The sequence below is a fragment of the Luteimonas yanweni genome, assembly GCF_039548475.1.
Lineage (GTDB): Bacteria > Pseudomonadota > Gammaproteobacteria > Xanthomonadales > Xanthomonadaceae > Luteimonas.
This window is the reverse complement of record NZ_JBCLVC010000014.1, coordinates 368315-387184: the sequence shown is the minus strand read 5'-3', so window position 1 is coordinate 387184 and position 18870 is coordinate 368315. Positions and strand designations below refer to the sequence as shown.

The following is an 18870-nucleotide window of genomic DNA, read 5'->3' as shown; positions in this document are numbered from 1 at the left end:
CCGGACATGAACGCGTTGCGCTCAGGCGCGATGCGCACGCTCCACGCCCGGCAACGCCTCGAGCCGGCCCAGCAGGCGCGAGAGCTGTCCGAAGTCGGCCACCCGCAATGCCAGCCGCAGCTGGACGCGGCCCTGCCCGCGCGACGCGCCGCCATCGATGGACAGCACGTGCGCGTCTTCCTGCGCGATCAGGTTGGTCACGTCCTTGAGCAGGTGCTTGCGGTCCACGGCATCCAGGGTGACCGCGGCCTCGTGGCCGCCACCGGTCCCGCCCCACTCCACCGGCAACACGCGCTGCGGCTCCTTCGCCGCCAGCCGCGCGAATGCCGCACAGTCCGCGCGGTGCACGCTCACGCCGCGGGCCCGCGTGAGATAGCCGGCCACCGCTTCACCGGGCAGCGGCTGGCAGCAGCGCGCGACCTGGGCCAGCAGGTTGTCGACGCCGACCACGGTGAAGTCCTGCCCCCCGCCGCGGCGCATGCGGCGGGGCGCCCGCAGTGCGATCACGCCGCTGCCTTCGGCCTCGGCGTCTTCGTTCCGGCTGCGCTCGTGCTCCGCCACCGCACGTGCGACCTGGTGCGGGCCGACATCGCCCAGCGCGATATGGACGTGGAGATCGTCGACGCTGTCGACGTTGAAGCGCTTCAGCACCGGCCCCAGGTCGGCCTGCGCCAGGCCCACGCGCTTGAGCTCGCGCTCCAGCAGTTCACGGCCGTCGGCCAGGTTGCGCGCCCGGTCCAGGCGGTGGAACCAGGAGCGCACCTTCTCCCGCGATCGCGCGCTGGCCAGGAAGCCGTTGGTGGCCATCAGCCAGTCGCGGCGCGGCTCGGACACCTTGCCGGTAAGGATCTCGACGCGGTCGCCCGAGTGCAGCACGTGGTCCAGCGGCACGATGCGGCCGTCGACCTTGGCGCCGCGGCAGCGGTGGCCGACCTCGGTGTGCACGCGGTACGCGAAGTCCAACGGCGTCGCCCCGCGCGGCAGGTCGATCACCTCGCCCCTGGGGGTCAGGGCGTAGATCCTGTCCTCGACCAGCTCGGTGTCGAAGGCGCCGGCCAGCGCGCCGTCGCCGGTGTCCGCGGTGGCCTCGAGCAGGTTGCGCATCCACTCGATCTTGCGGTTGACCGCTGCTTCGCCGGCGGCCGAGCGCTTCGAGCCGCCCGATTCCTTGTAGCGCCAGTGCGCGGCCATGCCGCGTTCGGCCTGCTCGTGCATCTCGCGGGTGCGGATCTGCACTTCAAGGGTCTTGCCGCCGGGGCCGACCACGGCGGTATGCAGCGAGCGGTAATCGTTGTTCTTCGGCCGCGCGATGTAGTCGTCGAACTCGCCGGGCACCGGCGCCCACAGCGCGTGCACCGCGCCAAGCGCGGCGTAGCAGGCCTGCACGTCGTCGACCAGCACGCGCACGGCGCGCAGGTCGTAGAGCTCGCCGATTGGCACGTCCTTCTTCTGCATCTTCTTCCAGATGCTGTAGATGTGCTTCGGGCGGCCGGCGATGTCGCCATGGATGCCCGCCGCGGCCAGCGCATCGCCAAGGTTGCGCGTGACCTCGGCGATATAGCGTTCGCGCCCGGCGCGGGTGTCGTCGAGCAGCTTGGCGATGCGGCGGTAGGTGTCGGGCTCCAGGTGGCGGAAGGCGAGGTCCTCCAGCTCCCACTTCAGCTGCCAGATGCCCAGGCGGTTGGCCAGCGGGGCGTGGATGTCGCGCGTGAGCCGCGCCAGCGCCGTCCGCGCCTCATCGGGCAGCGCGGTGGCGGCGCGCATCCGCGCTAGCTGCCGCGCCAGCAGGATCGGCACCACGCGCAGGTCGCGCACGATCGCCAGCAGCAACCGGCGCAGGCCTTCGTGGCTGCGCCCGGCGCCCTGCTCGGCGTGCAGGGTCCAGACCTGGCCGGCCGCGGCCTGGCCTTCGAGCAGCGCGGGGATGGCCGAGCCTGGTCCACTGCCGGACGCCGCTTCGTGGCGCGCGGCCCAGTCGGGCACCACATGCAGGATGGCCGCCGCCATGACCTCGTCGTCGGCATCGAGCAGGGCCAGCGCCTGCAGCGTGTCCTCGAGCACGCCCGCGGGGTCGGTGCAGGAGGCGGGACCGCCGTCGGCCGCCGCGCGCAGCCGCGCCGCCACCGCGGCGGGCAGCGTCCTCAGCGCAGGCAGCGCCAGGAGCGCCTCGATGTCGACGATGTCGGCCACGGCAGGCTGGAGTCCACTCAAATGCGACGGTCTACACTAGCCCGACCTCGCCCTCGGGAACAGACGCCATGCCGGTACGCAGCTTCGTCCTTGCCGCCCTGCTCTTCGTCGCCGCTCCGGCGCTTGCCCAGCAGGGCATCGAAACGCAGATGACGCCCGCCGAGTTCGCCGCCACCGGCCTCGACAAGCTCAGTGCGGAAGAACTTTCGCGGCTCAACGCCTGGCTCGACCGCACCATCGAGGACGAGACCGAGAAGGCCGCGACCACGGCCCGCAAGCGGGTCGAGGACGAGAACCGCGGCTTCTTCAGCTTCGGCTCCAGCGAGCCGGTAACCGGCCGGATCAGCGGCGAGTTCCGCGGCTTCGGCCGCGGCCGCGAATACACGCTCGACAATGGCCAGGTCTGGCGCCAGATCGATTCCGCCACCCTGCCCGGGACGCGCCGGGTCGACCCCGAAGTGCGGATCACGCCGAGCGTCGTCGGCAATGCCTGGTACATGGCGGTCGAGGGCTCCAACACGCGCGCCAAGGTCGAACGGATCAAGTAAGCACCGCGAGGCGGGCGGCCAGCTTCTTCGGCGAAACGCCGCCGCGGGCCCCGAGCTCCTGCGCGAACAGCTGCACGCGCAGTTCTTCCAGGTCCCAGCGCAGCGCCTGCCAACCCGGCGCGTCGGCGACCCCGGACGCGCGGGCCCACTCCAGGGCATCGGCGAAGGGCTTGAGCTCGAGCATGCGCTGCTGGTCGCGCACCGGATCGTTCAGCGCCCGACCGGCGCGCGTCGCCAGCGCCTTGAGATAGCGCGGGTACTCGGCAAGCGCTGTCGCCGGCACGTCGCGCAGGAAGCCCGGCGGCACCAGCGCCGCGAGCTGCGCCTGCATGTCGTCGAGGTTGGCGCGCGCCCAGCCCATGAGCTTGCCGTCCAGCGCGGCCCGCACTTCGGCCACCAGGGCGAGGATCTTCTCGGCCTGCTGCAGGCGGCGCATGGCCTCCGGGAACAGGGCCTTGCCGAGTTCGGCGCTGCGGGCTTCGAACGCCGCAGGATCGCGGATGTCGCCGAGGCCGTCCGCGGTCAGCGCGGCAAACGCACCGTCGACCAGGTCCGCGCGCAGCGTGTCCGCCGGACGGCCGTCGCCTGACGCGCGCGGCGCGGCGGATTCGATCGCGGCGTACAGCAGGCCGGTCTTCGGCTGGGCCGGCAACTGCTTGCGCGCCTGTCTGACGCGGTCGGCCATGGCGATCGCAAGCAGCCGGCGCACGCCTTCGGGATGCCGGCGTTCGGCCTCGGCACGGTCGGCGTGGACTTCAAGCGACGCGCTGTCGCCGGCGTCGTGCAGCGCCGGGTAGGCCGGCACGCCGCCGGCACCGGGGACCGAAACCGGAATCGCGGTGTCCGGGAATGTGGTCAGGGTCTCGCGCGCAAGCCCTTCCGAGGCATGCGCGGCAAAGGCGTCAGCCGCATGCGCGCCGAAGCGCGCGCGCAGCTCGTCCAGGTCGCGGGACTCCGCCAGCACGCGGCGGCCGTCGGCATCGAGCAGCCGCAGGTTGGCGCGCAGGTAAGGCTCCAGCGCCTCGGCATCGAAATCGGTGGCGGCGATCTCGACGCCCGTCAGCCGCCTGAGGAACCGCGCCAGGGCGCCGGTGATGCTGTCGGTGGCGGCATCGGCCGTTCCATGCGCCTCGGCGAAGGCACGGGCGAAGTCCGGCGCCGGCACGAAGTTGCGGCGCAGCGCCTTGGGCAGGCCGCGCAGCAGCGCCGTGGCCTTTTCCTGCACGAAGCCGGGCGCCAGCCAGCCCAGCCGCGGCGCATCCAGCGCGTTGAGCAGGTGCAGCGGCACGACCACGGTCATGCCGTCGTCCGGCGCGCCGGGCTCGAAGCGGTAGTGCACGGCCAGGCGCGCATCGCCGATCGCGAAGTACGCCGGGAAACGCTCGGCATCGCTGCCGTCGGCGACCAGCAGGTCATCGCGGGTCCACTGCAGGGCGCGGCGCTGTTCCTTCGGCAGCTTTGCGAACCAGGCGTCGAGCGCCTGCGCGCTGATGATCTCGCCGGGAATCCGGTCGCGGTACCAGCGCAGCATCCAGTCATCGTCGACCACCAGGCCGGTGCGGCGCTGCTTGGCCTCTTCCTCCTCGGCCTGTGCAAGCGTGCGCCGGTTGCGGGCGACGAAGTCGGCGCGCAGGTTGATCTCGCCGGCGACCAGGCCATCGCGCAGGAACAGCTCGCGCGACTCCTCCGGGTACTGGCCGCCATAGTGGAACGCCCGTGCCGCCACCAGCACCAGGCCGAACAGGCCGACCTGTTCGCTGCCGATCACGCGGCCCTGCTTGCGCGACCAGCGCGGATCGAAGTGGCGGCGCGAGAGCAGGTGCGTGAGCTCGGCCTCGATCCATTCGGGCTCGATCGCGGCATTGGTCAGCGCCCACACCTTCTCGGTGTCGAGCAGGGTGGCGGTGAGCAACCACGGCGGCGGGCGCGAGGCCAGGGTCGAGCCCGGGAACAGCTGGAAACGACGCCCGCGCGGGCCTTCGTAGGCAACCTGCCGCCGCTTGTCGGTTGCCGGGGGTGCATGCCCGACCTGGGTCGGCAGCCCCGCGAGCAGCGCGCGGTGCAGGCGGACATACAGATCCCGCGCGGCGGCCTCTCCGGAAAGCGCGGGATCGGCCTCCTGCGTCCTCCGCTGCGTCGACGCCTCCGCAGACGCCGACAGTGAACCGGGCGCTGGGCCCGGGTGCTTGCCGCGGCGACGCCGGCGACGGCCGCGCTGGCCGGGGACAGCATCGCTCCCGCCCGCACGCGCTCCATCGGCCGTGGTGGCGAACAGCGCATCGCCAGCGCGCTCCTCTTCCTGCCAGCCCAGGTCCGCGCACTGCAGCTTCAGCTGCCGATGCAGCTCGCGCCACTCGCGCATGCGCAGGAAGCCGAGGAAGTTGCGCTCGCACCACTTGCGCAGCTGCGATTGGGTCAGGTCCTCGTGGGCCACGCGATACGCCTCCCACAGGCGCAGGATGGCGACGAACTCGGACTTCGGATCCTGGAACGCGGCGTGCGCGGCATCGGCCGCGGCGCGCTGGTCGGACGGGCGTTCGCGCGGGTCCTGGATGCCGAGGAAGGCGGCGATCACCAGCATCTCGCGCAGGCAGCGGTGCTCATTGGCGGCCACCAGCATGCGCCCCAGCTTCACGTCCACCGGCAGCCTGGCCATCACCTTGCCCTGTGCGGTCAGGCTGCGCGCAGCGTCCACCGCGCCGAGCTCGGCGAGCTGCTGCCAGCCGTCGGCAATGGCGCGCGCATCGGGCGGTTCCAGGAACGGGAAATCTTCGATGATCCGGGCGTCCCCGTCCCGGGGTCGCCCGGATGCGCGTCCCGGCGAAGCCGGGACACGGCCTTCGATCGCGCCCAGGCCCAGCGACAGCATCCGCAGGATCACGCCGGCCAGCGCCGCGCGGTGGATTTCGGGGTCGGTGAACCGCGGCCGCGCGGCAAAATCCGCCTCGTCATACAGGCGGTAACAGGTGCCCGGCGCGATGCGCCCACAGCGGCCGGCACGCTGGTTTGCGCTGGCCTGGCTGATGGGTTCGATGTGCAGGCGGTCGAGCTTCTGCCGCGGGCTGTAGCGCTTCACGCGCGCCAGGCCCGGATCGACCACGTAGTGGATCCGCGGCACCGTCAGCGAGGTCTCGGCGACGTTGGTCGCCAGCACGATGCGACGCTGCGAACCGGGGTTGAACACCCGGTCCTGGTCGCGCACCGACAGCCGCGCGTACAGCGGCAGCACCTCGGTGTGACGGTACTTTCGGCCTTCCAGGGCGCGGTGCGCGTCGCGGATCTCGCGCTCGCCGGGCAGGAAGACCAGGATGTCGCCGCCCATGCCCTGCCCGCCGCGCACGATCTCGTCGCAGGCGGCGACGATGCCCTCGGTCACGGACATGCCGCGTGATCCCGCCTCGGCCGCTTCGCGGTCGCCGCCGCGCGGCTTCGCGGTCGCGGTTGCGGCCGCAGCCGGCGAATACAGGCCCCCGTCCAGCGGCAGGTAGCGCAGGTCCACCGGATAGCCGCGGCCCTCGACGTCGACCACCGGTGCATCGCCGAAATGCGCGGCGAAGCGCGCGGTATCGATGGTCGCCGAGGTCACCAGCAGCTTGAGATCCGGGCGGCGCGGCAGCAACCGCTTCAGGTAGCCCAGCAGGAAGTCGATGTTGAGGCTGCGTTCGTGGGCCTCGTCGATGATCAGGGTGTCGTAGCGCGACAGCCAGCGGTCGGACTGGATTTCGGCCAGCAGAATGCCGTCGGTCATGAACTTGACCGCGGTCTGCTCGCCGACGTTCTCGGTGAAGCGGACCTGGTAGCCCACCGCGCCCCCCAGCGGCACCTGCAGTTCCTCGGCCACCCGGCGCGCCACCGCCCGTGCGGCGATGCGCCGCGGCTGGGTGCAGCCGATCATTCCGGCCGCGCCGCGACCGGCCGCCAGGCACAGTTTCGGCAATTGCGTGGTCTTGCCGGAGCCGGTCTCGCCGGCCACCACCACGACCTGGTGCGTGCGCAGGAGTTCGACGATGCGCTCGGCTTCGCCGGCAATCGGCAGCGACGGGTCGACTTCGGCGCGAGGCAGGTTCGCGGCACGTGCTTCGCGCTGCGCGAGCGAGCGCGCGAGCGCATCCTGGAACGCCTTGCGGCGGGCCTCGTCGCCACGGGCCTGGTCCCAACGCCGCCACAGGCCCAGCAGCCGGCCACGATCACGCGTCAGTGCGCCATCCACGGCTTTCCGCCCCGCGCGCGTTGACGCCGGGCTTGCTTCCACGGGACTAGACTCCAATTCACTCATTCACGATCCACAGTTCCAGGCCGCTTCATTCCCTCTTCCTGTCGCGCACATTGTCGCGCGCTATCAACCAAGGACACAGTGATGGCCAAGACCAAGGAAAAGACCAAGGAAAAGACAAAGACCACCAAGCGCAGCGCCACGCGCAAGGCATCGCCCACTGCGTCGCCGGCGGCGGGATCGGTGGCACCAGGCGTTGATATCGGGATCGCGGACAGGGATCGCAAGACGATCTCGCAGGATCTCGCCCAGTTCCTGTCCGACAGCTTCACGCTGTACCTGAAGACCCACAATTTCCACTGGAACGTGACCGGGCCGATGTTCAACTCGCTGCATGCGATGTTCATGGACCAGTACACCGAGCAGTGGAACGCGCTGGACGAGACCGCCGAGCGCATCCGCGCCCTGGGCTACAACGCGCCGGGTTCGTACGCCGAATTCATCAGGCTCTCGACTATTGCCGAAGAGCCGGGCCTGACCCAGGCGCCCGACTGGCGTGAAATGGTGCGCCAGCTGGTCGACGGCAACGAGTCGGTCTGCCGCACCGCGCGCCGTGCCCTGGCCCACGCCGACGATGCCGGCGACGACCCCACGGTGGACCTGCTCACCCAGCGCCTGCAGGTGCACGAAAAGAACGCCTGGATGCTGCGTTCGCTCCTCCAGTAGCGCCTGCGCCGGCGGGTTTTCCCGGCGCGTCCGCCCCGCAACGTCCGACCCCGTGTCGGGCGTTCGCGTTCCCGGCCCTGAGACCCCGGCCCGGTATCCTTGGCGCATGAAAGACGCTGCACACCGGATCCTGCGCGACACCTTCGGCCACGAGACCTTCCGCGGCGAGCAGGCCGCGATCATTGAACACGTCGCAGGCGGCGGCGATGCCCTGGTGTTGATGCCCACCGGCGGCGGCAAGTCGCTGTGCTACCAGGTGCCGGCGCTGCTGCGCGAGGGCACCGCGATCGTGATCTCGCCCCTGATCGCGCTGATGCAGGACCAGGTGGAGGCCCTGCGCCAGCTCGGCGTCAACGCGGCCTATCTCAACTCGACCCTGGATGGCGCCGAAGCCGCCGCCATCGAGCGCGAGCTGCGCGAGGGCACGCTGGACCTGCTGTACGTCGCCCCTGAGCGGCTGCTGACGCCGCGCTTCATGTCGCTGCTGGATGGCGCCCGGATCGGCCTGTTCGCGATCGACGAGGCCCATTGCGTCTCGCAGTGGGGCCACGACTTCCGCCGCGAGTACCGCGAACTGACCGTGCTCCACGAGCGCTGGCCGCAGGTACCGCGCGTCGCGCTGACCGCTACCGCCGATCCGCCCACCCAGCGCGAAATCGCCGAGCGGCTGCAGCTGGAAGGCGCCAGGCGCTTCACAAGCTCCTTCGACCGCCCGAACATCCGCTACACCGTCGTCCACAAGGACAACGGCAACCGCCAGCTGCAGGACTTCATCGGCGGGCATCGCGGCGAGGCCGGCATCGTCTACTGCCTGTCGCGCAACAAGGTCGAGAAGACCGCGGCCATGCTGGTCGAAGCCGGCGTCGACGCCCTGCCCTACCACGCGGGTCTGGACGCCCGGGTGCGCGCCGCCAACCAGCGCCGCTTCCTGCTCGAGGACGGCGTGGTGGTGGTGGCGACGATCGCCTTCGGCATGGGCATCGACAAGCCCGACGTGCGCTTCGTCGCGCACATGGACCTGCCCAAATCTATCGAGGGCTACTACCAGGAGACCGGCCGTGCCGGCCGCGACGGCGATCCGGCCGAAGCCTGGATGTGCCATGGCCTGGGCGACGTGGTCCTTCTGCGGCAGATGATCGACCAGTCCGAGTCCGGCGACGACCGCAAGCGCCTTGAGCACCGCAAGCTCGACGCCCTGGTCGGCTACTGCGAATCCACCCGCTGCCGCCGCCAGGTGCTGCTGTCCTGCTTCGGCGAGGACTACGCGGCCAAGGGACCCGGCGAGCCCTGTGGCAACTGTGACAACTGCCTGTCGCCGCCCGAGACCTGGGACGCCACGGTCGCCGCGCAGAAAGCCCTGTCCTGCGTCTACCGCACCGGGCAGCGCTTTGGCGCGGCGCACCTGATCGACGTGCTCAGGGGCTCCGAATCCGAGCGCGTGCGGCAGTTCGGTCACGATGCGCTGAGCACCTATGGCATCGGCGCCGATCTCGACGCGCGCGCCTGGCGCGGCGTGTTCCGGCAATTGGTGGCTGCGGGCCTGCTCGAGGTCGACACCGAAGGCTACGACGGCCTGCGCCTGACCGCGGACAGCCGCGAGGTCCTGCAGGGCCGCCGCGAGGTGCTGCTGCGCAAGGAGGCTCCGCGCCCGGCTCGCGGGCGCGGCCGCGGCGGCGAGGCCCGCGCGGCGCGTCCGGTGGTGGAGGTGGCGCGCGCCGACCAGCCACTGTTCGAATCCCTGCGCGCGATGCGAACGCGCCTGGCCCGCGAACAGGAGGTGCCGCCCTACGTGATCTTCCACGACGCCACGCTGCGCGAGATCGCCCGCCTGCGCCCGCGCACGCCGGGCGACCTGGCGCTGATCGGCGGCATCGGCGCCGGCAAGATCGAGCGCTACGGCGACGAAGTGCTGGACGTGGTGTCCGAGGCCGAGGCGGCATGAGCCCTGCGCGCAGGCGGTCGAGGCAGGCTTCGGCGTGGCGGGGTCCGCCGGGTCAAGCCTCGGAACCCGCGGCGCGGCATCCTTCGCCGGGTTCGCCGGGCATGGAAGCAGCTGGTGGGCCGTGATGGATTCGAACCATCGACCAGCGGATTAAAAGTCCGATGCTCTACCGACTGAGCTAACGGCCCGGAGGGGGCGGATTATGTCATGCCGTCCCGATGCCCGCAGCGCCTGATCCCGATCAAGGCGCGGTGCAGGCGCGCCGGCCGATACTGTGGGCATGGCTTCCAATGCTCCGCATGCGCACCCTGCCGGTACGGCCGCGCATATCCCCGACCCTGCCGGCATCGCCCGCCTGGTCCACGGGTTCTACGCGCGTGCGCGCGCCGACTGGCTGCTGGGCCCGGTGTTCGAGGTTGCAGTGGACGACTGGGACGAGCATCTCGACACCCTGGTCCGCTTCTGGTGTTCGGTGCTGCTGCGCGCCGGCAGCTACCGCGGCAATCCAATGGCGGCGCACCGGCCGCTGGGACTCGACGACCAGCATTTCGCCCGCTGGCTGGCGCTCTGGGACCGTACCGCCCGCGAGGTGTTGCCCAGGGAACAGGCCCGCCACGTCTTCGATGCCGCCCGGCGCATCGGCCGCTCGTTGCGCATCGGCCTCGAGATCGACCCGCTGCGCCGGCTGCGACGCGCAAGCGACGAGCCCGCCTGCCTGCACCGTCGCGGCGGCGCCGGAGGCACCGGGGACGCAGGCCCGGACACGGACACGGACACGGACAGGGACAGGGACAGGGATCCGGACCCGGATCCTCAGCCCACGTAACGCGTGGTGTCCCGGGCCCCTGCGGCCGTGAAGCCCTCGGCTCGCAGCACGCAGGCATCGCAATGCCCGCAGGCGCGTCCGCCGTCGTCTGCGCGATAGCACGAGACTGTCTTCGAGAAGTCCACGCCCAGGCGCAGTCCTTCGCGCACGATGTCGCCCTTGGACAGGTGCTGCAGCGGCGCGTGCACGCGGATGCCCGCCCCGTCCACGCCAGCCTGGGTCGCCAGGTTGGCCAGGCGTTCGAAGGCGTCGATGAATTCGGGCCGGCAGTCGGGATAGCCCGAGTAATCCACGGCGTTCACCCCGCAGAAGATGTCCGCCGCCCCCAGCACTTCGGCCCAGCCCAGCGCGATCGACAGCATGATGGTGTTGCGCGCCGGCACGTAGGTGACCGGGATCCCGGCGCTGCCGGCCTCGGGCACCTCGATGTCGGCGGTCAGCGCCGAGCCGCCGATCGCGCGCAGGTCGACGCTGACCACCTTGTGCGACAGCGCGCCCTGGCTCGTCGCGAGTGCGGCGGCGGCTTCGAGCTCGGAGGTGTGGCGTTGGCCGTAGGCCACGCTCAGCGCATGCACCGCGAAACCCTGCTCGCGGGCCAGCGCCAGGACGACCGCGGAATCCATGCCGCCTGAGACCAGTACGACTGCGTTGTTCAAAAGGTGGACTCCAATGTTTCCGTGCCGAGACGCGGGCGTGCTGCGTGGTACTGCCCCGGTGCTTGCGTCACCGCCCCGGCTCGTCGTTCCAGAGCAGCTTGTGCAGCTGCATCTGGAAGCGGACCGGCAGGCGGTCTGCGACGATCCAGTCGGCGAGCTGTCGCGCATCCAGCTCGGACTTGCTGGGGGAGAACAGCACGTCGCAGCGCGCGTCGAGCGCATGCCGCGCCATCGCTTCCCGCGCCCACTCGTAGTCGGCGCGGCTGCAGATGACGAACTTGACCTGGTCATGCGGCGTCAGCAGTTCGACGTTCGACCACAGGTTGCGCGCATCCTCCCCCGAACCCGGGGTCTTGATGTCGAGTATCCGCGACACGCGGGGATCGACCTCGCGGATGTCCAGTGCGCCCGAGGTTTCCAGCGACACGATGTAGCCGGCATCGCACAGCCGCCGCAGCAGGCCGATGCAGCGCTTCTGCGCCAACGGCTCGCCCCCGGTCACGCACACATGGCGCACGCCGTGGCCGGCGACTTCGGCCAGGATGGCGTCCACGTCATGCCACTGGCCGCCGTGGAAGGCATAGGCGGTGTCGCAATAGGTGCAGCGCAGGGGGCAGCCGGTCAGGCGCACGAACACGGTCGGCCAGCCGGCGTCTCGCGCTTCGCCCTGCAGCGACAGGAAAATCTCGGTGATGCGGAGCCGGTCGGGAGCCGCGGCAATGGCGGCGCCGGGCTCGGCGGAGGGGGTGTCCATGGCCTTCATTGTAACGCGCGGCCCGGCGCCGCCCGGCGTCCGGGCGTGCCGCTGCGTGGCTTCAGCGCAGGCTGTTGAGCTGGATCGAGCGCAGCCGGTCGTCGGCGGTGCGCGCCGCGTCGGTGCCGGGGTATTGCTCGGTGACGCGGGCCAAGGTGGCCTCCGCGGCGACCAGGTCGCGCTGTCCGTACTGTGACAGGCCGATCTTCAGCAGCGAGCCGGGCGCCTTGTCGTGGGTCGGCCAGCGCTGGAGGATGCCCTCGAACTGCGTCTGCGCGCGCGCATAGTCCTGGGTGACGTAGTAGCTCTCGCCCAGCCAGTACGTGGCGTTGGGCGCGTACGAACCGGTCGGGTACAGGCGCAGGAACTCGTTGAACAGGCTGGCCGACTGTTGGTAGTCGCCCGCACGCAGCGCGGCGAAGGCGGTTTCATAGGCGCTGCGCTCGTCGGCGGCGTTGGCGAGCAGGCCTGCGTCGCCGAACACCACCGGGGCGCTCTCGGCCGGCACCTTGGCCGGCGCGCGCGCAGCTGCCGCACCCGCGGCAGCGGGTGCGCTGCTGGCCGGCGCGGCCGGCGCCGCGGCACCGGCCTCCGCCGGCACGCCGCCTTCCAGCCGGTTCAGGCGGTCGTCGACGTCGAGGTACTGGTTGCGCAGCGCGGTCTCGAGCGCCTGGTTCTGCTGCTGCAGTTCCTCGACCTGGCCACGCAGCGCGCGCAGTTCGCTGCGCATCGCGGTGATCTGGTTGAGCAGGTCGATGTTGCCCTGGTTGTTGGCGGCCTGGGACTCGAGCGCCGCTACGCGCTCGCCAAGGCTGGCGCGCTGCGCGGCGGCCGGGGGTGCCGCCAGCGCTGCCGACACGGCGGCGACAAGGGCGAAGCTGGTCAGGAAATGGCTGCGTGTCATGGCGTTTGCATCTGCTGTTCGGACTCCATGAAAGACAATCGGCAGCTGGCGGGGTTCCCGCCAGCTGCCGACGTGGTATTGCCGTGCCGCCGATCAGCGGGCGGTGTAGGTGATCTCCACCCGACGGTTCTGCGCCCAGCAATCCTCGCTCGAGGCGGTGCAGGTCGGGCGCTCTTCGCCGTAGCTGGTCACCGTCTGCTGGCCGGCGGAACCGCCGTTGGCCTGCAGCGCGGACGACACGCCATTGCCGCGGCGCTCGCCGAGGCCGAGGTTGTAGTCGCGGCTGCCACGCTCGTCGGCATGGCCTTCGAGGGTGACGCGCGCCGAGGGACGGTCGCGCAGGTACTTGGCGTGGCATGCCATCGCGGCCTGGAACTCCGGACGCACCGACTCCTGGTCGAAGTCGAAATAGATCGTGCGCTGGCGCAGGCAGGCGTCGGTATCCAGGTCCTCGGGGCCGTAGGCGCCCGCGGCGGTGGCCGGCTGCGTGGTGGTCGGGGTGGTCGGCGTGGTGTCGACCGGAGCTTCTTCCTTCACTTTCTTGGAGCAGGCAACGGCGGCCGTGCAGAGCAGGGCCGTGAGCAGTACGCGGGTAGGGGTGTTCATCTCTCGTCGATCCTTCTGCAGATGGGCTGTCAATTCACATTGCTGTATCGGCCGTGCACGGAGCGTTATCGCTCGCGGTACGGTCCCCACGCCGGCTCGCGGACGTTGCCGTCGGCAAGGACCAGCCGCTGGCGGACGCGGCCATCGGAGGAAACGGCATACAGGACTCCCCTGGTGCCTTCCCTGCCCGCGTAGAGCACCATGCTGGCGTTCGGGGCGAAGCTCGGCGATTCATCGAGCGACCCCGGCGACAGCGTGGACCAGCGCGGCGTACCGAGGCTGCGGTCCAGCAGTGCAATACGGTATACGTTTCCTGAACCCTGCGCCACGGCGATCTTCTTGTCGTCGAACGAGACCGTCGGGCTGGCGTTGTAGTTGCCCTGGAACGTGGCGCGGGTTGCGCTGCCACCCGTGGCAGGCACCTGGTAGACCTGCGGCCTGCCGCCACGATCGGACGTGAAATAGATGCTGCGTCCGTCGGCGCTCCAGGTCGGCTCCGTGTCGATGCCGATCTGGCTGGTCAGCTGCGTCAGCGCCTTGCTGCCGAGGTCCATCACGTAGATCTCGGGGCTGCCGCTCCGCGACAGGGTCAAGGCGAGTTTGCGGCCATCCGGCGAGAACGCCGGCGAGCTGTTGATCCCGCGGAAGCTTGCCACCCGCTCGCGGGCGCCGGTGCCGAGGTCCTGGATGTAGATGGCCGAGTTGCTGTTGTGCTCGAACGAGACGTAGGCCAGCTTGCGGCCGTCCGGACTCCAGTCCGGCGACATCAGCGGCTCGGTCGAGCGCACAACCACCTGCGGGTTGTAGCCGTCCGCGTCGGCGACCATCAGCGCGTAGTTGATGTTCTCGCCGGTGCCGGTGGATGTCACGTACGCGATGCGCGTCCAGAAGGCGCCGCGCACGCCGAGGATCTTCTCGTAGATGGCGTCGGCGATCTGGTGGCCGACGTCGCGCATGGCGTTGGCGCGGCCGGTCATGGCCACGCCGAGCAGGCGCTCCTGCTTGGCCACGTCGAACAGTTCGTACTCGACCCGGTAGGCGCCGCCGCCGGCATCGACCACGCGGCCAACCACCAGGAAGTCCTGCTTGAGCGAGCGCCAGGTGGCGTAGTCGACTTCGCCGCCGCGCGTGGGCCGGTCCACCATGTCCTGCTCGGGCAGGCCCCGGAACTGCCCGGAGCGCGCGAGGTCCTCGCGCACCACGCGCGCGACGTCGGTGTCCGGAGCCGCGCCGGCGCCGAGGTAGGGCATCGGAACCACCGCGATCGGCAGCGCCTGCGCGTTGCCGCCGACGATGTCGATCTCGAGGCCGCCCTGCTGCGCGAAGGCGGCGAACGGCAGGAGGAGTGCAAGGCAGGCGATAAACCACGCATGCGTGGTCGCCAGCCGGCGTTGGATTCGGGTCATACCGGGCTCCGGGTGTGGACTTTCAGACAGTGACAGGATGGGCGTGAAGGCGCTCACAAGGATGAACGGATCCCGGCTCTCGTTGGAGTTGCGGTAGCGGCGATGCGGCTTGCTGTCGTGGGAGCCGCTATGGCGGCGATGCCTTTCCCGCCGGCGATCGCGGCCATGGCCGCTCCCACAGGGATCGCACGCCGGTGCCACAAGGATCGGGCACGGCCATGGCCGCTCCTGCAGTGCGACCGGCGCAGGTCAGCGATCCCGGGCTTCGAAGTTCAGGTTGAGGGTGCGGTTGAAGACGCTTTCGAAACCGGCATAGGGCAAGGGCTGTGCCTTGAGCACCGCGGCTTCCACCGAGCGCCGGCCGAGCTCGTCGAACGGACACGACGGCGAAACCTCCGCCCTGACCACCGTCCCGCCGCGCACCTGAGTGATTGTGATCCGGCACCGCTGCCCGAGCGGCACGTTGTCCGGTCGCGTCCAGTTGCTGAGGATCGCCTCCATGATCGCGGCCTGGTACTGCGCCTGCAGGCCGGCATCCACGCCCTGGTTGCCGGGCGGCGGCGAGCCGGCCGACGAGGCCTGCTCCGACGCCTGGTCCGCCCTGCTCTGAGCGATCCGCTCGAGCCTGCGCTGGGCTTCGCGCTGCTCACGCTGCGCCTGCTCCTGTTCGCGCCTGATCTCCGCCAGCTTCTCCTGCGCCAGCCGGCGCTTCTGTTCGGCCTCTTCCTTGCGCTTGCGCTCGGTCAGGTCGATCTGCTCCTGGCGACGCTTTTCCTCCGCTTCGCGCTCCGCGGTTTCGCGGGCGATCGCGTCGCGACGCACCGCTTCCTGGTCCACGGGCGAAGGCTCCGGCACCTGGACCTGCGGCGTTGGCTGTTGCTCGATCGGCGCGTCCTCCGGCAGCGGCACCGGGATCGGCTGCGGCTCGGGCGCCGCGTCTTCGATCACGACCGGCTCCGGATCGGGAGCCGGCTCGCGCTCCGGTGGCGCCGGCACCGGCTCCGACGGCGCCGGCTCGGGGCGGTTGAGCAGGGTCTGCTGCATCGCCGCCGACAGGTCGCCGACATCGATCAGTTCGGCGCTGATCGGTGAGCCCGCGGCGGAAGGCGGCGCCGCGTCCCGCGTCCACCACAGGCCCGCGAACATCAGCGCGAACAGGGCGACGTGGAGCAGCACGGCCAGCACCACCGCGCGCGTGGTATCGGCGCGTTCCTCCCGCATCAGGGTGTGCCACCCTGCCTGGGATCGCTCATCAGGCCGACGCGCTCCACGCCCGCGTTCTGCAGCAGCGCCATCGCGTCCATCACGTTCTGGTAGCTGCCGGCGCCGTCGGCGGCGACGAACACCGCAACGTCGGCGTTGTTTGCCACCAGCGCGCGCACCTTGGCGCTGAGCGTGGTCGGGTCCACGGCCTCGTTGCTGCCGGCTTCAACGGCAAGGAAATAGTTGCCGCCCGCGTCCACGCTGACCACCACCGGATCCTTCTGCTCGGTGATCGACTTGGCATTGGATTCGGGCAGCTGCACGTCAACGCCCAGGTTCATCAGCGGCGCGGTGACCATGAAGATGATCAACAGCACCAGCATCACGTCGATATAGGGCACGACGTTGATCTCGTTCTTGAGCTGGCGGCGCTTGCCGCGGCGGGACCGGACGGCCATGGATCAGGCCTCGCCGGCCGAGGACTGGCGCTCCAGGATCGAGGAGAACTCCTCGGAGAACGCGTCGTAACGCCCGGCGACGCGCTCGACCTTGGTCGCGAAGCGGTTGTAGGCCCAGACCGCCGGGATGGCCGCGAACAGGCCCATGGCCGTCGCGATCAGCGCCTCGGAGATGCCGGGCGCAACGCTTGCGATGGTCGCTTCCTTGACGTTCACCAGGCCCTGGAACGCGATCATGATTCCCCACACCGTGCCCAGCAGGCCGACATAGGGCGCGATGGAGCCGACGTTGGCGAGGAACTCCAGGTTGTGCTCGAGGCCGTCGAGTTCGCGCGAGCTGGCCACGCGCATGCCGCGCTGCGCGCCTTCCAGCTTCGCCCGGCTGTCGCCACCGCGGCGTTGGCCGCTGCGACTGTACTCGCGGAAGCCCGCCTCGAAGATCGCTTCCAGGCCCTCGACCTCGCGGTTGCGCTCGCTGGCGGCGCTGTAGAGCTTGCCGAGGTCGGCGCCGGACCAGAAGCGCTCCTCGAAGCGATCGGCCTCCTTCTCGGCGCGGTCGATCAGGCGCTTCTTGCGGAAGATGATCACCCACGAGGCGATCGAGGCGAACAGCAGCACCAGCATGACCAGCTGCACCGGCAGCGATGCGTGCAGGATCAGGTGCAGCAGGTCCAGCTCGCCGCCGGTGGTCGGCAGGGCCGTGGCCTGGGTGGCGGCGTCCGCGGCCAGCGCCACGGTGTCCGCCGGCGCGTCCTCCGGCAGGGGTTCGATGCTGCTCACCTGCATCAGGATGGCCGTTGCACTCATCAATCTTGCTCCGCGTTGGATTCGAGGGATTTGAACTGTTCGTACAGCTGGTCCGGCAGCGCCCGCGGCCGGAAGCTGCGTGCATCGATCGCCGCGACCCGCACCCGCGCCGACGCCAGCCGCTCGCCATCGCGCCGCACTTCCTGTGCGAACTCCACGCTGGCCCGGCGCACCCGTGCCAGCGCAACGGTGACCTCGAGCGCGTCGTCCAGGCGTGCAGGCCAACGGAAATCGAGCTGCATGTCGCGCACCGCAAACACCAGGTCCCGGCCATCGATCATGGCCTGCTGCCCGTAGCCCAGGCTGCGCATCCATTCGCTGCGCGCACGCTCCATGAAGGCCACGTAGCGCGCGTGGTAGACCACGCCACCGGCATCGGTATCTTCCCAGTACACGCGGGTCGGAAGGCTGAACAGAGGCATTACGGAGGTACTCATGGCGGTGGGATCGCGGCTGGCTTCGCTCAGAACAGGGTCTCGGCGCCCGGGCCTCGCGGCTGCAGGCCGAGATGGCGCCAGGCCTTGTGGGTCGCCATACGGCCCCGGGCGGTGCGCACCAGAAAGCCCTGCTGGATCAGGTAGGGCTCGATCACGTCCTCGAGCGTGCCGCGCTCCTCGCTCAGCGCCGCCGCCAGCGACTCCACGCCCACCGGGCCGCCATCGAAATTCTCGATGATGAGGTTCAGCAGCCGGCGGTCGAGGTTGTCGAAGCCCTCGGGATCGACCTTGAGCATCTGCATGGCGGCATCCGCCACGTCCTTGTCGATGTGGCCGGCGGCGCGCACCTGGGCGTAGTCGCGCACGCGGCGCAGCAGCCGGTTGGCGATGCGCGGGGTGCCGCGCGAGCGCCGCGCGATCTCGTCGGCGCCTTCGGGCGCGCAGTCGATGCCGAGGATCTGCGCCGAGCGGCGCACGATCCGGGTCAGTTCGGCGGCGCTGTAGAACTCCAGCCGCTGGACGATGCCGAAGCGGTCGCGCAGCGGCGCCGTCAGGAGCCCCGCGCGCGTGGTGGCGCCGATCAGCGTGAAGGGCGGCAGGTCAAGCTTGATCGAGCGCGCGGCCGGGCCCTCGCCGATCATGATATCGATCTGGAAATCCTCCATCGCCGGGTACAGCACTTCCTCGACCACGGGCGACAGGCGGTGGATCTCGTCGATGAACAGCACGTCGTGCGGCTGCAGGTTGGTCAGGAGTGCCGCCAGGTCCCCGGCTTTCTCGATCACAGGACCCGAGGTCGTACGCAGGCTGACGCCGAGCTCGTTGGCGATCACGTGGCTGAGGGTAGTCTTGCCGAGCCCAGGAGGGCCGAAGATCAGGACGTGGTCCATGGCCTCGCCGCGGCGCTTCGCGGCCTCGATGTAGATCGACATCTGCTCGCGCACGGGCTGCTGGCCGAGGTAGTCGTCCAGTCGCTGCGGCCTGATCGAGGCCTCGATGGCGGCGTCTTCGCGGGTGGCCCCGCCGCCGATGATCCGCTCTTCAGTCATGCCGCCATGTTCGCACGCCGACCGGCACAGGCCCATGCCCGACGACACGCCTGCAGGAGCAGCTATAGCTGCCACCCGGCGCCACCGGCGTCCTGGTCGACGGGCGGCACCCCGGTTGCGAATGCGGGAAGCCGCCCATCGCCGA

At 70.4% G+C, this 18870-nt stretch carries 16 protein-coding genes and 1 tRNA gene; 4 read left to right on the top strand and 13 right to left on the bottom strand.

What is annotated here, in order from left to right:
- Nucleotides 1–21 precede the first annotated feature (21 nt).
- Nucleotides 22–2190, bottom strand: coding sequence for a RelA/SpoT family protein (locus WCE39_RS11925; RefSeq protein WP_452299590.1), 2169 nt, complete (start codon nucleotides 2188–2190; stop codon nucleotides 22–24).
- A gap of 68 nt (nucleotides 2191–2258) precedes the next feature.
- Here WCE39_RS11925 and WCE39_RS11920 point away from each other — a divergent pair, with 68 nt between their 5' ends.
- The gene (locus WCE39_RS11920; protein ID WP_343276888.1) at nucleotides 2259–2738 is read left to right on the top strand and encodes a hypothetical protein; all 480 of its coding nucleotides are present in this window, start codon (nucleotides 2259–2261) and stop codon (nucleotides 2736–2738) included.
- Here WCE39_RS11920 and WCE39_RS11915 read toward each other — a convergent pair.
- Nucleotides 2731–7014 carry a DUF3418 domain-containing protein gene (locus WCE39_RS11915; protein WP_343276887.1) on the bottom strand — a complete coding sequence of 1428 codons (4284 nt, stop codon included), beginning with the start codon at nucleotides 7012–7014 and terminating at the stop codon, nucleotides 2731–2733. The genes WCE39_RS11920 and WCE39_RS11915 overlap by 8 nt on opposite strands.
- A gap of 81 nt (nucleotides 7015–7095) precedes the next feature.
- Here WCE39_RS11915 and WCE39_RS11910 point away from each other — a divergent pair, with 81 nt between their 5' ends.
- Nucleotides 7096–7677 carry a Dps family protein gene (locus WCE39_RS11910; protein ID WP_343276886.1) on the top strand — a complete coding sequence of 194 codons (582 nt, stop codon included), beginning with the start codon at nucleotides 7096–7098 and terminating at the stop codon, nucleotides 7675–7677.
- A gap of 106 nt (nucleotides 7678–7783) precedes the next feature.
- The gene (recQ, locus tag WCE39_RS11905) at nucleotides 7784–9619 is read left to right on the top strand and encodes a DNA helicase RecQ (protein WP_343276885.1); all 1836 of its coding nucleotides are present in this window, start codon (nucleotides 7784–7786) and stop codon (nucleotides 9617–9619) included.
- Nucleotides 9620–9731: 112 nt separating this feature from the next.
- Here recQ and WCE39_RS11900 read toward each other — a convergent pair.
- Nucleotides 9732–9807: transfer RNA gene (locus WCE39_RS11900), tRNA-Lys, on the bottom strand.
- A 92-nt stretch (nucleotides 9808–9899) separates the two neighbouring features.
- On the opposite strand from WCE39_RS11900, the gene WCE39_RS11895 reads away from it, so the two are divergent.
- On the top strand, nucleotides 9900–10445 hold the full coding sequence (locus WCE39_RS11895) for a group III truncated hemoglobin (protein ID WP_343276884.1): 546 nt from the start codon (nucleotides 9900–9902) through the stop codon (nucleotides 10443–10445).
- Here WCE39_RS11895 and queC read toward each other — a convergent pair.
- The 10 genes from queC to ruvB all read right to left on the bottom strand — a co-directional run bounded on the left by queC (nucleotide 10433) and on the right by ruvB (nucleotide 18725).
- On the bottom strand, nucleotides 10433–11101 hold the full coding sequence (queC, locus tag WCE39_RS11890) for a 7-cyano-7-deazaguanine synthase QueC (protein WP_343276883.1): 669 nt from the start codon (nucleotides 11099–11101) through the stop codon (nucleotides 10433–10435). The two genes, WCE39_RS11895 and queC, sit on opposite strands and share 13 nt — an antisense overlap.
- Nucleotides 11102–11168: 67 nt before the next feature.
- The gene (queE, locus tag WCE39_RS11885) at nucleotides 11169–11855 is read right to left on the bottom strand and encodes a 7-carboxy-7-deazaguanine synthase QueE (RefSeq protein WP_343276882.1); all 687 of its coding nucleotides are present in this window, start codon (nucleotides 11853–11855) and stop codon (nucleotides 11169–11171) included.
- 61 nt (nucleotides 11856–11916) lie between these two features.
- Nucleotides 11917–12759: a tol-pal system protein YbgF gene (gene ybgF, locus WCE39_RS11880; protein ID WP_343276881.1), complete on the bottom strand. Its 843-nt coding sequence runs from the start codon at nucleotides 12757–12759 to the stop codon at nucleotides 11917–11919.
- 93 nt (nucleotides 12760–12852) lie between these two features.
- Nucleotides 12853–13365, bottom strand: coding sequence for a peptidoglycan-associated lipoprotein Pal (gene pal, locus WCE39_RS11875; protein ID WP_343276880.1), 513 nt, complete (start codon nucleotides 13363–13365; stop codon nucleotides 12853–12855).
- A 65-nt stretch (nucleotides 13366–13430) separates the two neighbouring features.
- Complete coding sequence (tolB, locus tag WCE39_RS11870) at nucleotides 13431–14771, bottom strand: Tol-Pal system beta propeller repeat protein TolB (protein WP_343276879.1); 1341 nt, start codon at nucleotides 14769–14771, stop codon at nucleotides 13431–13433.
- Between the two features lie 249 nt (nucleotides 14772–15020).
- Entirely contained in the window at nucleotides 15021–15992 is a 972-nt protein-coding gene (locus tag WCE39_RS11865; protein WP_343276878.1) for a cell envelope integrity protein TolA, read from the bottom strand.
- The gene (gene tolR, locus WCE39_RS11860) at nucleotides 15992–16432 is read right to left on the bottom strand and encodes a protein TolR (RefSeq protein ID WP_343276877.1); all 441 of its coding nucleotides are present in this window, start codon (nucleotides 16430–16432) and stop codon (nucleotides 15992–15994) included. Before tolR ends, WCE39_RS11865 begins: the two co-directional genes overlap by 1 nt.
- A 3-nt stretch (nucleotides 16433–16435) precedes the next feature.
- Nucleotides 16436–17242: a protein TolQ gene (gene tolQ, locus WCE39_RS11855; protein WP_452299589.1), complete on the bottom strand. Its 807-nt coding sequence runs from the start codon at nucleotides 17240–17242 to the stop codon at nucleotides 16436–16438.
- Nucleotides 17239–17676: a tol-pal system-associated acyl-CoA thioesterase gene (gene ybgC / locus WCE39_RS11850; RefSeq protein WP_343276875.1), complete on the bottom strand. Its 438-nt coding sequence runs from the start codon at nucleotides 17674–17676 to the stop codon at nucleotides 17239–17241. Before ybgC ends, tolQ begins: the two co-directional genes overlap by 4 nt.
- A 26-nt stretch (nucleotides 17677–17702) precedes the next feature.
- On the bottom strand, nucleotides 17703–18725 hold the full coding sequence (gene ruvB / locus WCE39_RS11845) for a Holliday junction branch migration DNA helicase RuvB (protein WP_343276874.1): 1023 nt from the start codon (nucleotides 18723–18725) through the stop codon (nucleotides 17703–17705).
- Nucleotides 18726–18870 lie beyond the last annotated feature (145 nt).

Excerpts from the sequence above, each read along its gene's own strand:
- tolB (WP_343276879.1), bottom strand. The coding sequence starts at position 14,771 with ATGACCCGAATCCAACGCCGGCTGGCGACCACGCATGCGTGGTTTATC.
- WCE39_RS11895 (WP_343276884.1), top strand. The coding sequence starts at position 9,900 with ATGGCTTCCAATGCTCCGCATGCGCACCCTGCCGGTACGGCCGCGCAT.
- pal (WP_343276880.1), bottom strand. The coding sequence starts at position 13,365 with ATGAACACCCCTACCCGCGTACTGCTCACGGCCCTGCTCTGCACGGCC.
- WCE39_RS11920 (WP_343276888.1), top strand. The coding sequence starts at position 2,259 with ATGCCGGTACGCAGCTTCGTCCTTGCCGCCCTGCTCTTCGTCGCCGCT.
- WCE39_RS11915 (WP_343276887.1), bottom strand. The coding sequence starts at position 7,014 with ATGAGTGAATTGGAGTCTAGTCCCGTGGAAGCAAGCCCGGCGTCAACG.
- ybgC (WP_343276875.1), bottom strand. The coding sequence starts at position 17,676 with ATGAGTACCTCCGTAATGCCTCTGTTCAGCCTTCCGACCCGCGTGTAC.
- tolR (WP_343276877.1), bottom strand. The coding sequence starts at position 16,432 with ATGGCCGTCCGGTCCCGCCGCGGCAAGCGCCGCCAGCTCAAGAACGAG.
- queE (WP_343276882.1), bottom strand. The coding sequence starts at position 11,855 with ATGGACACCCCCTCCGCCGAGCCCGGCGCCGCCATTGCCGCGGCTCCC.
- ybgF (WP_343276881.1), bottom strand. The coding sequence starts at position 12,759 with ATGACACGCAGCCATTTCCTGACCAGCTTCGCCCTTGTCGCCGCCGTG.
- WCE39_RS11865 (WP_343276878.1), bottom strand. The coding sequence starts at position 15,992 with ATGCGGGAGGAACGCGCCGATACCACGCGCGCGGTGGTGCTGGCCGTG.
- ruvB (WP_343276874.1), bottom strand. The coding sequence starts at position 18,725 with ATGACTGAAGAGCGGATCATCGGCGGCGGGGCCACCCGCGAAGACGCC.
- recQ (WP_343276885.1), top strand. The coding sequence starts at position 7,784 with ATGAAAGACGCTGCACACCGGATCCTGCGCGACACCTTCGGCCACGAG.
- WCE39_RS11910 (WP_343276886.1), top strand. The coding sequence starts at position 7,096 with ATGGCCAAGACCAAGGAAAAGACCAAGGAAAAGACAAAGACCACCAAG.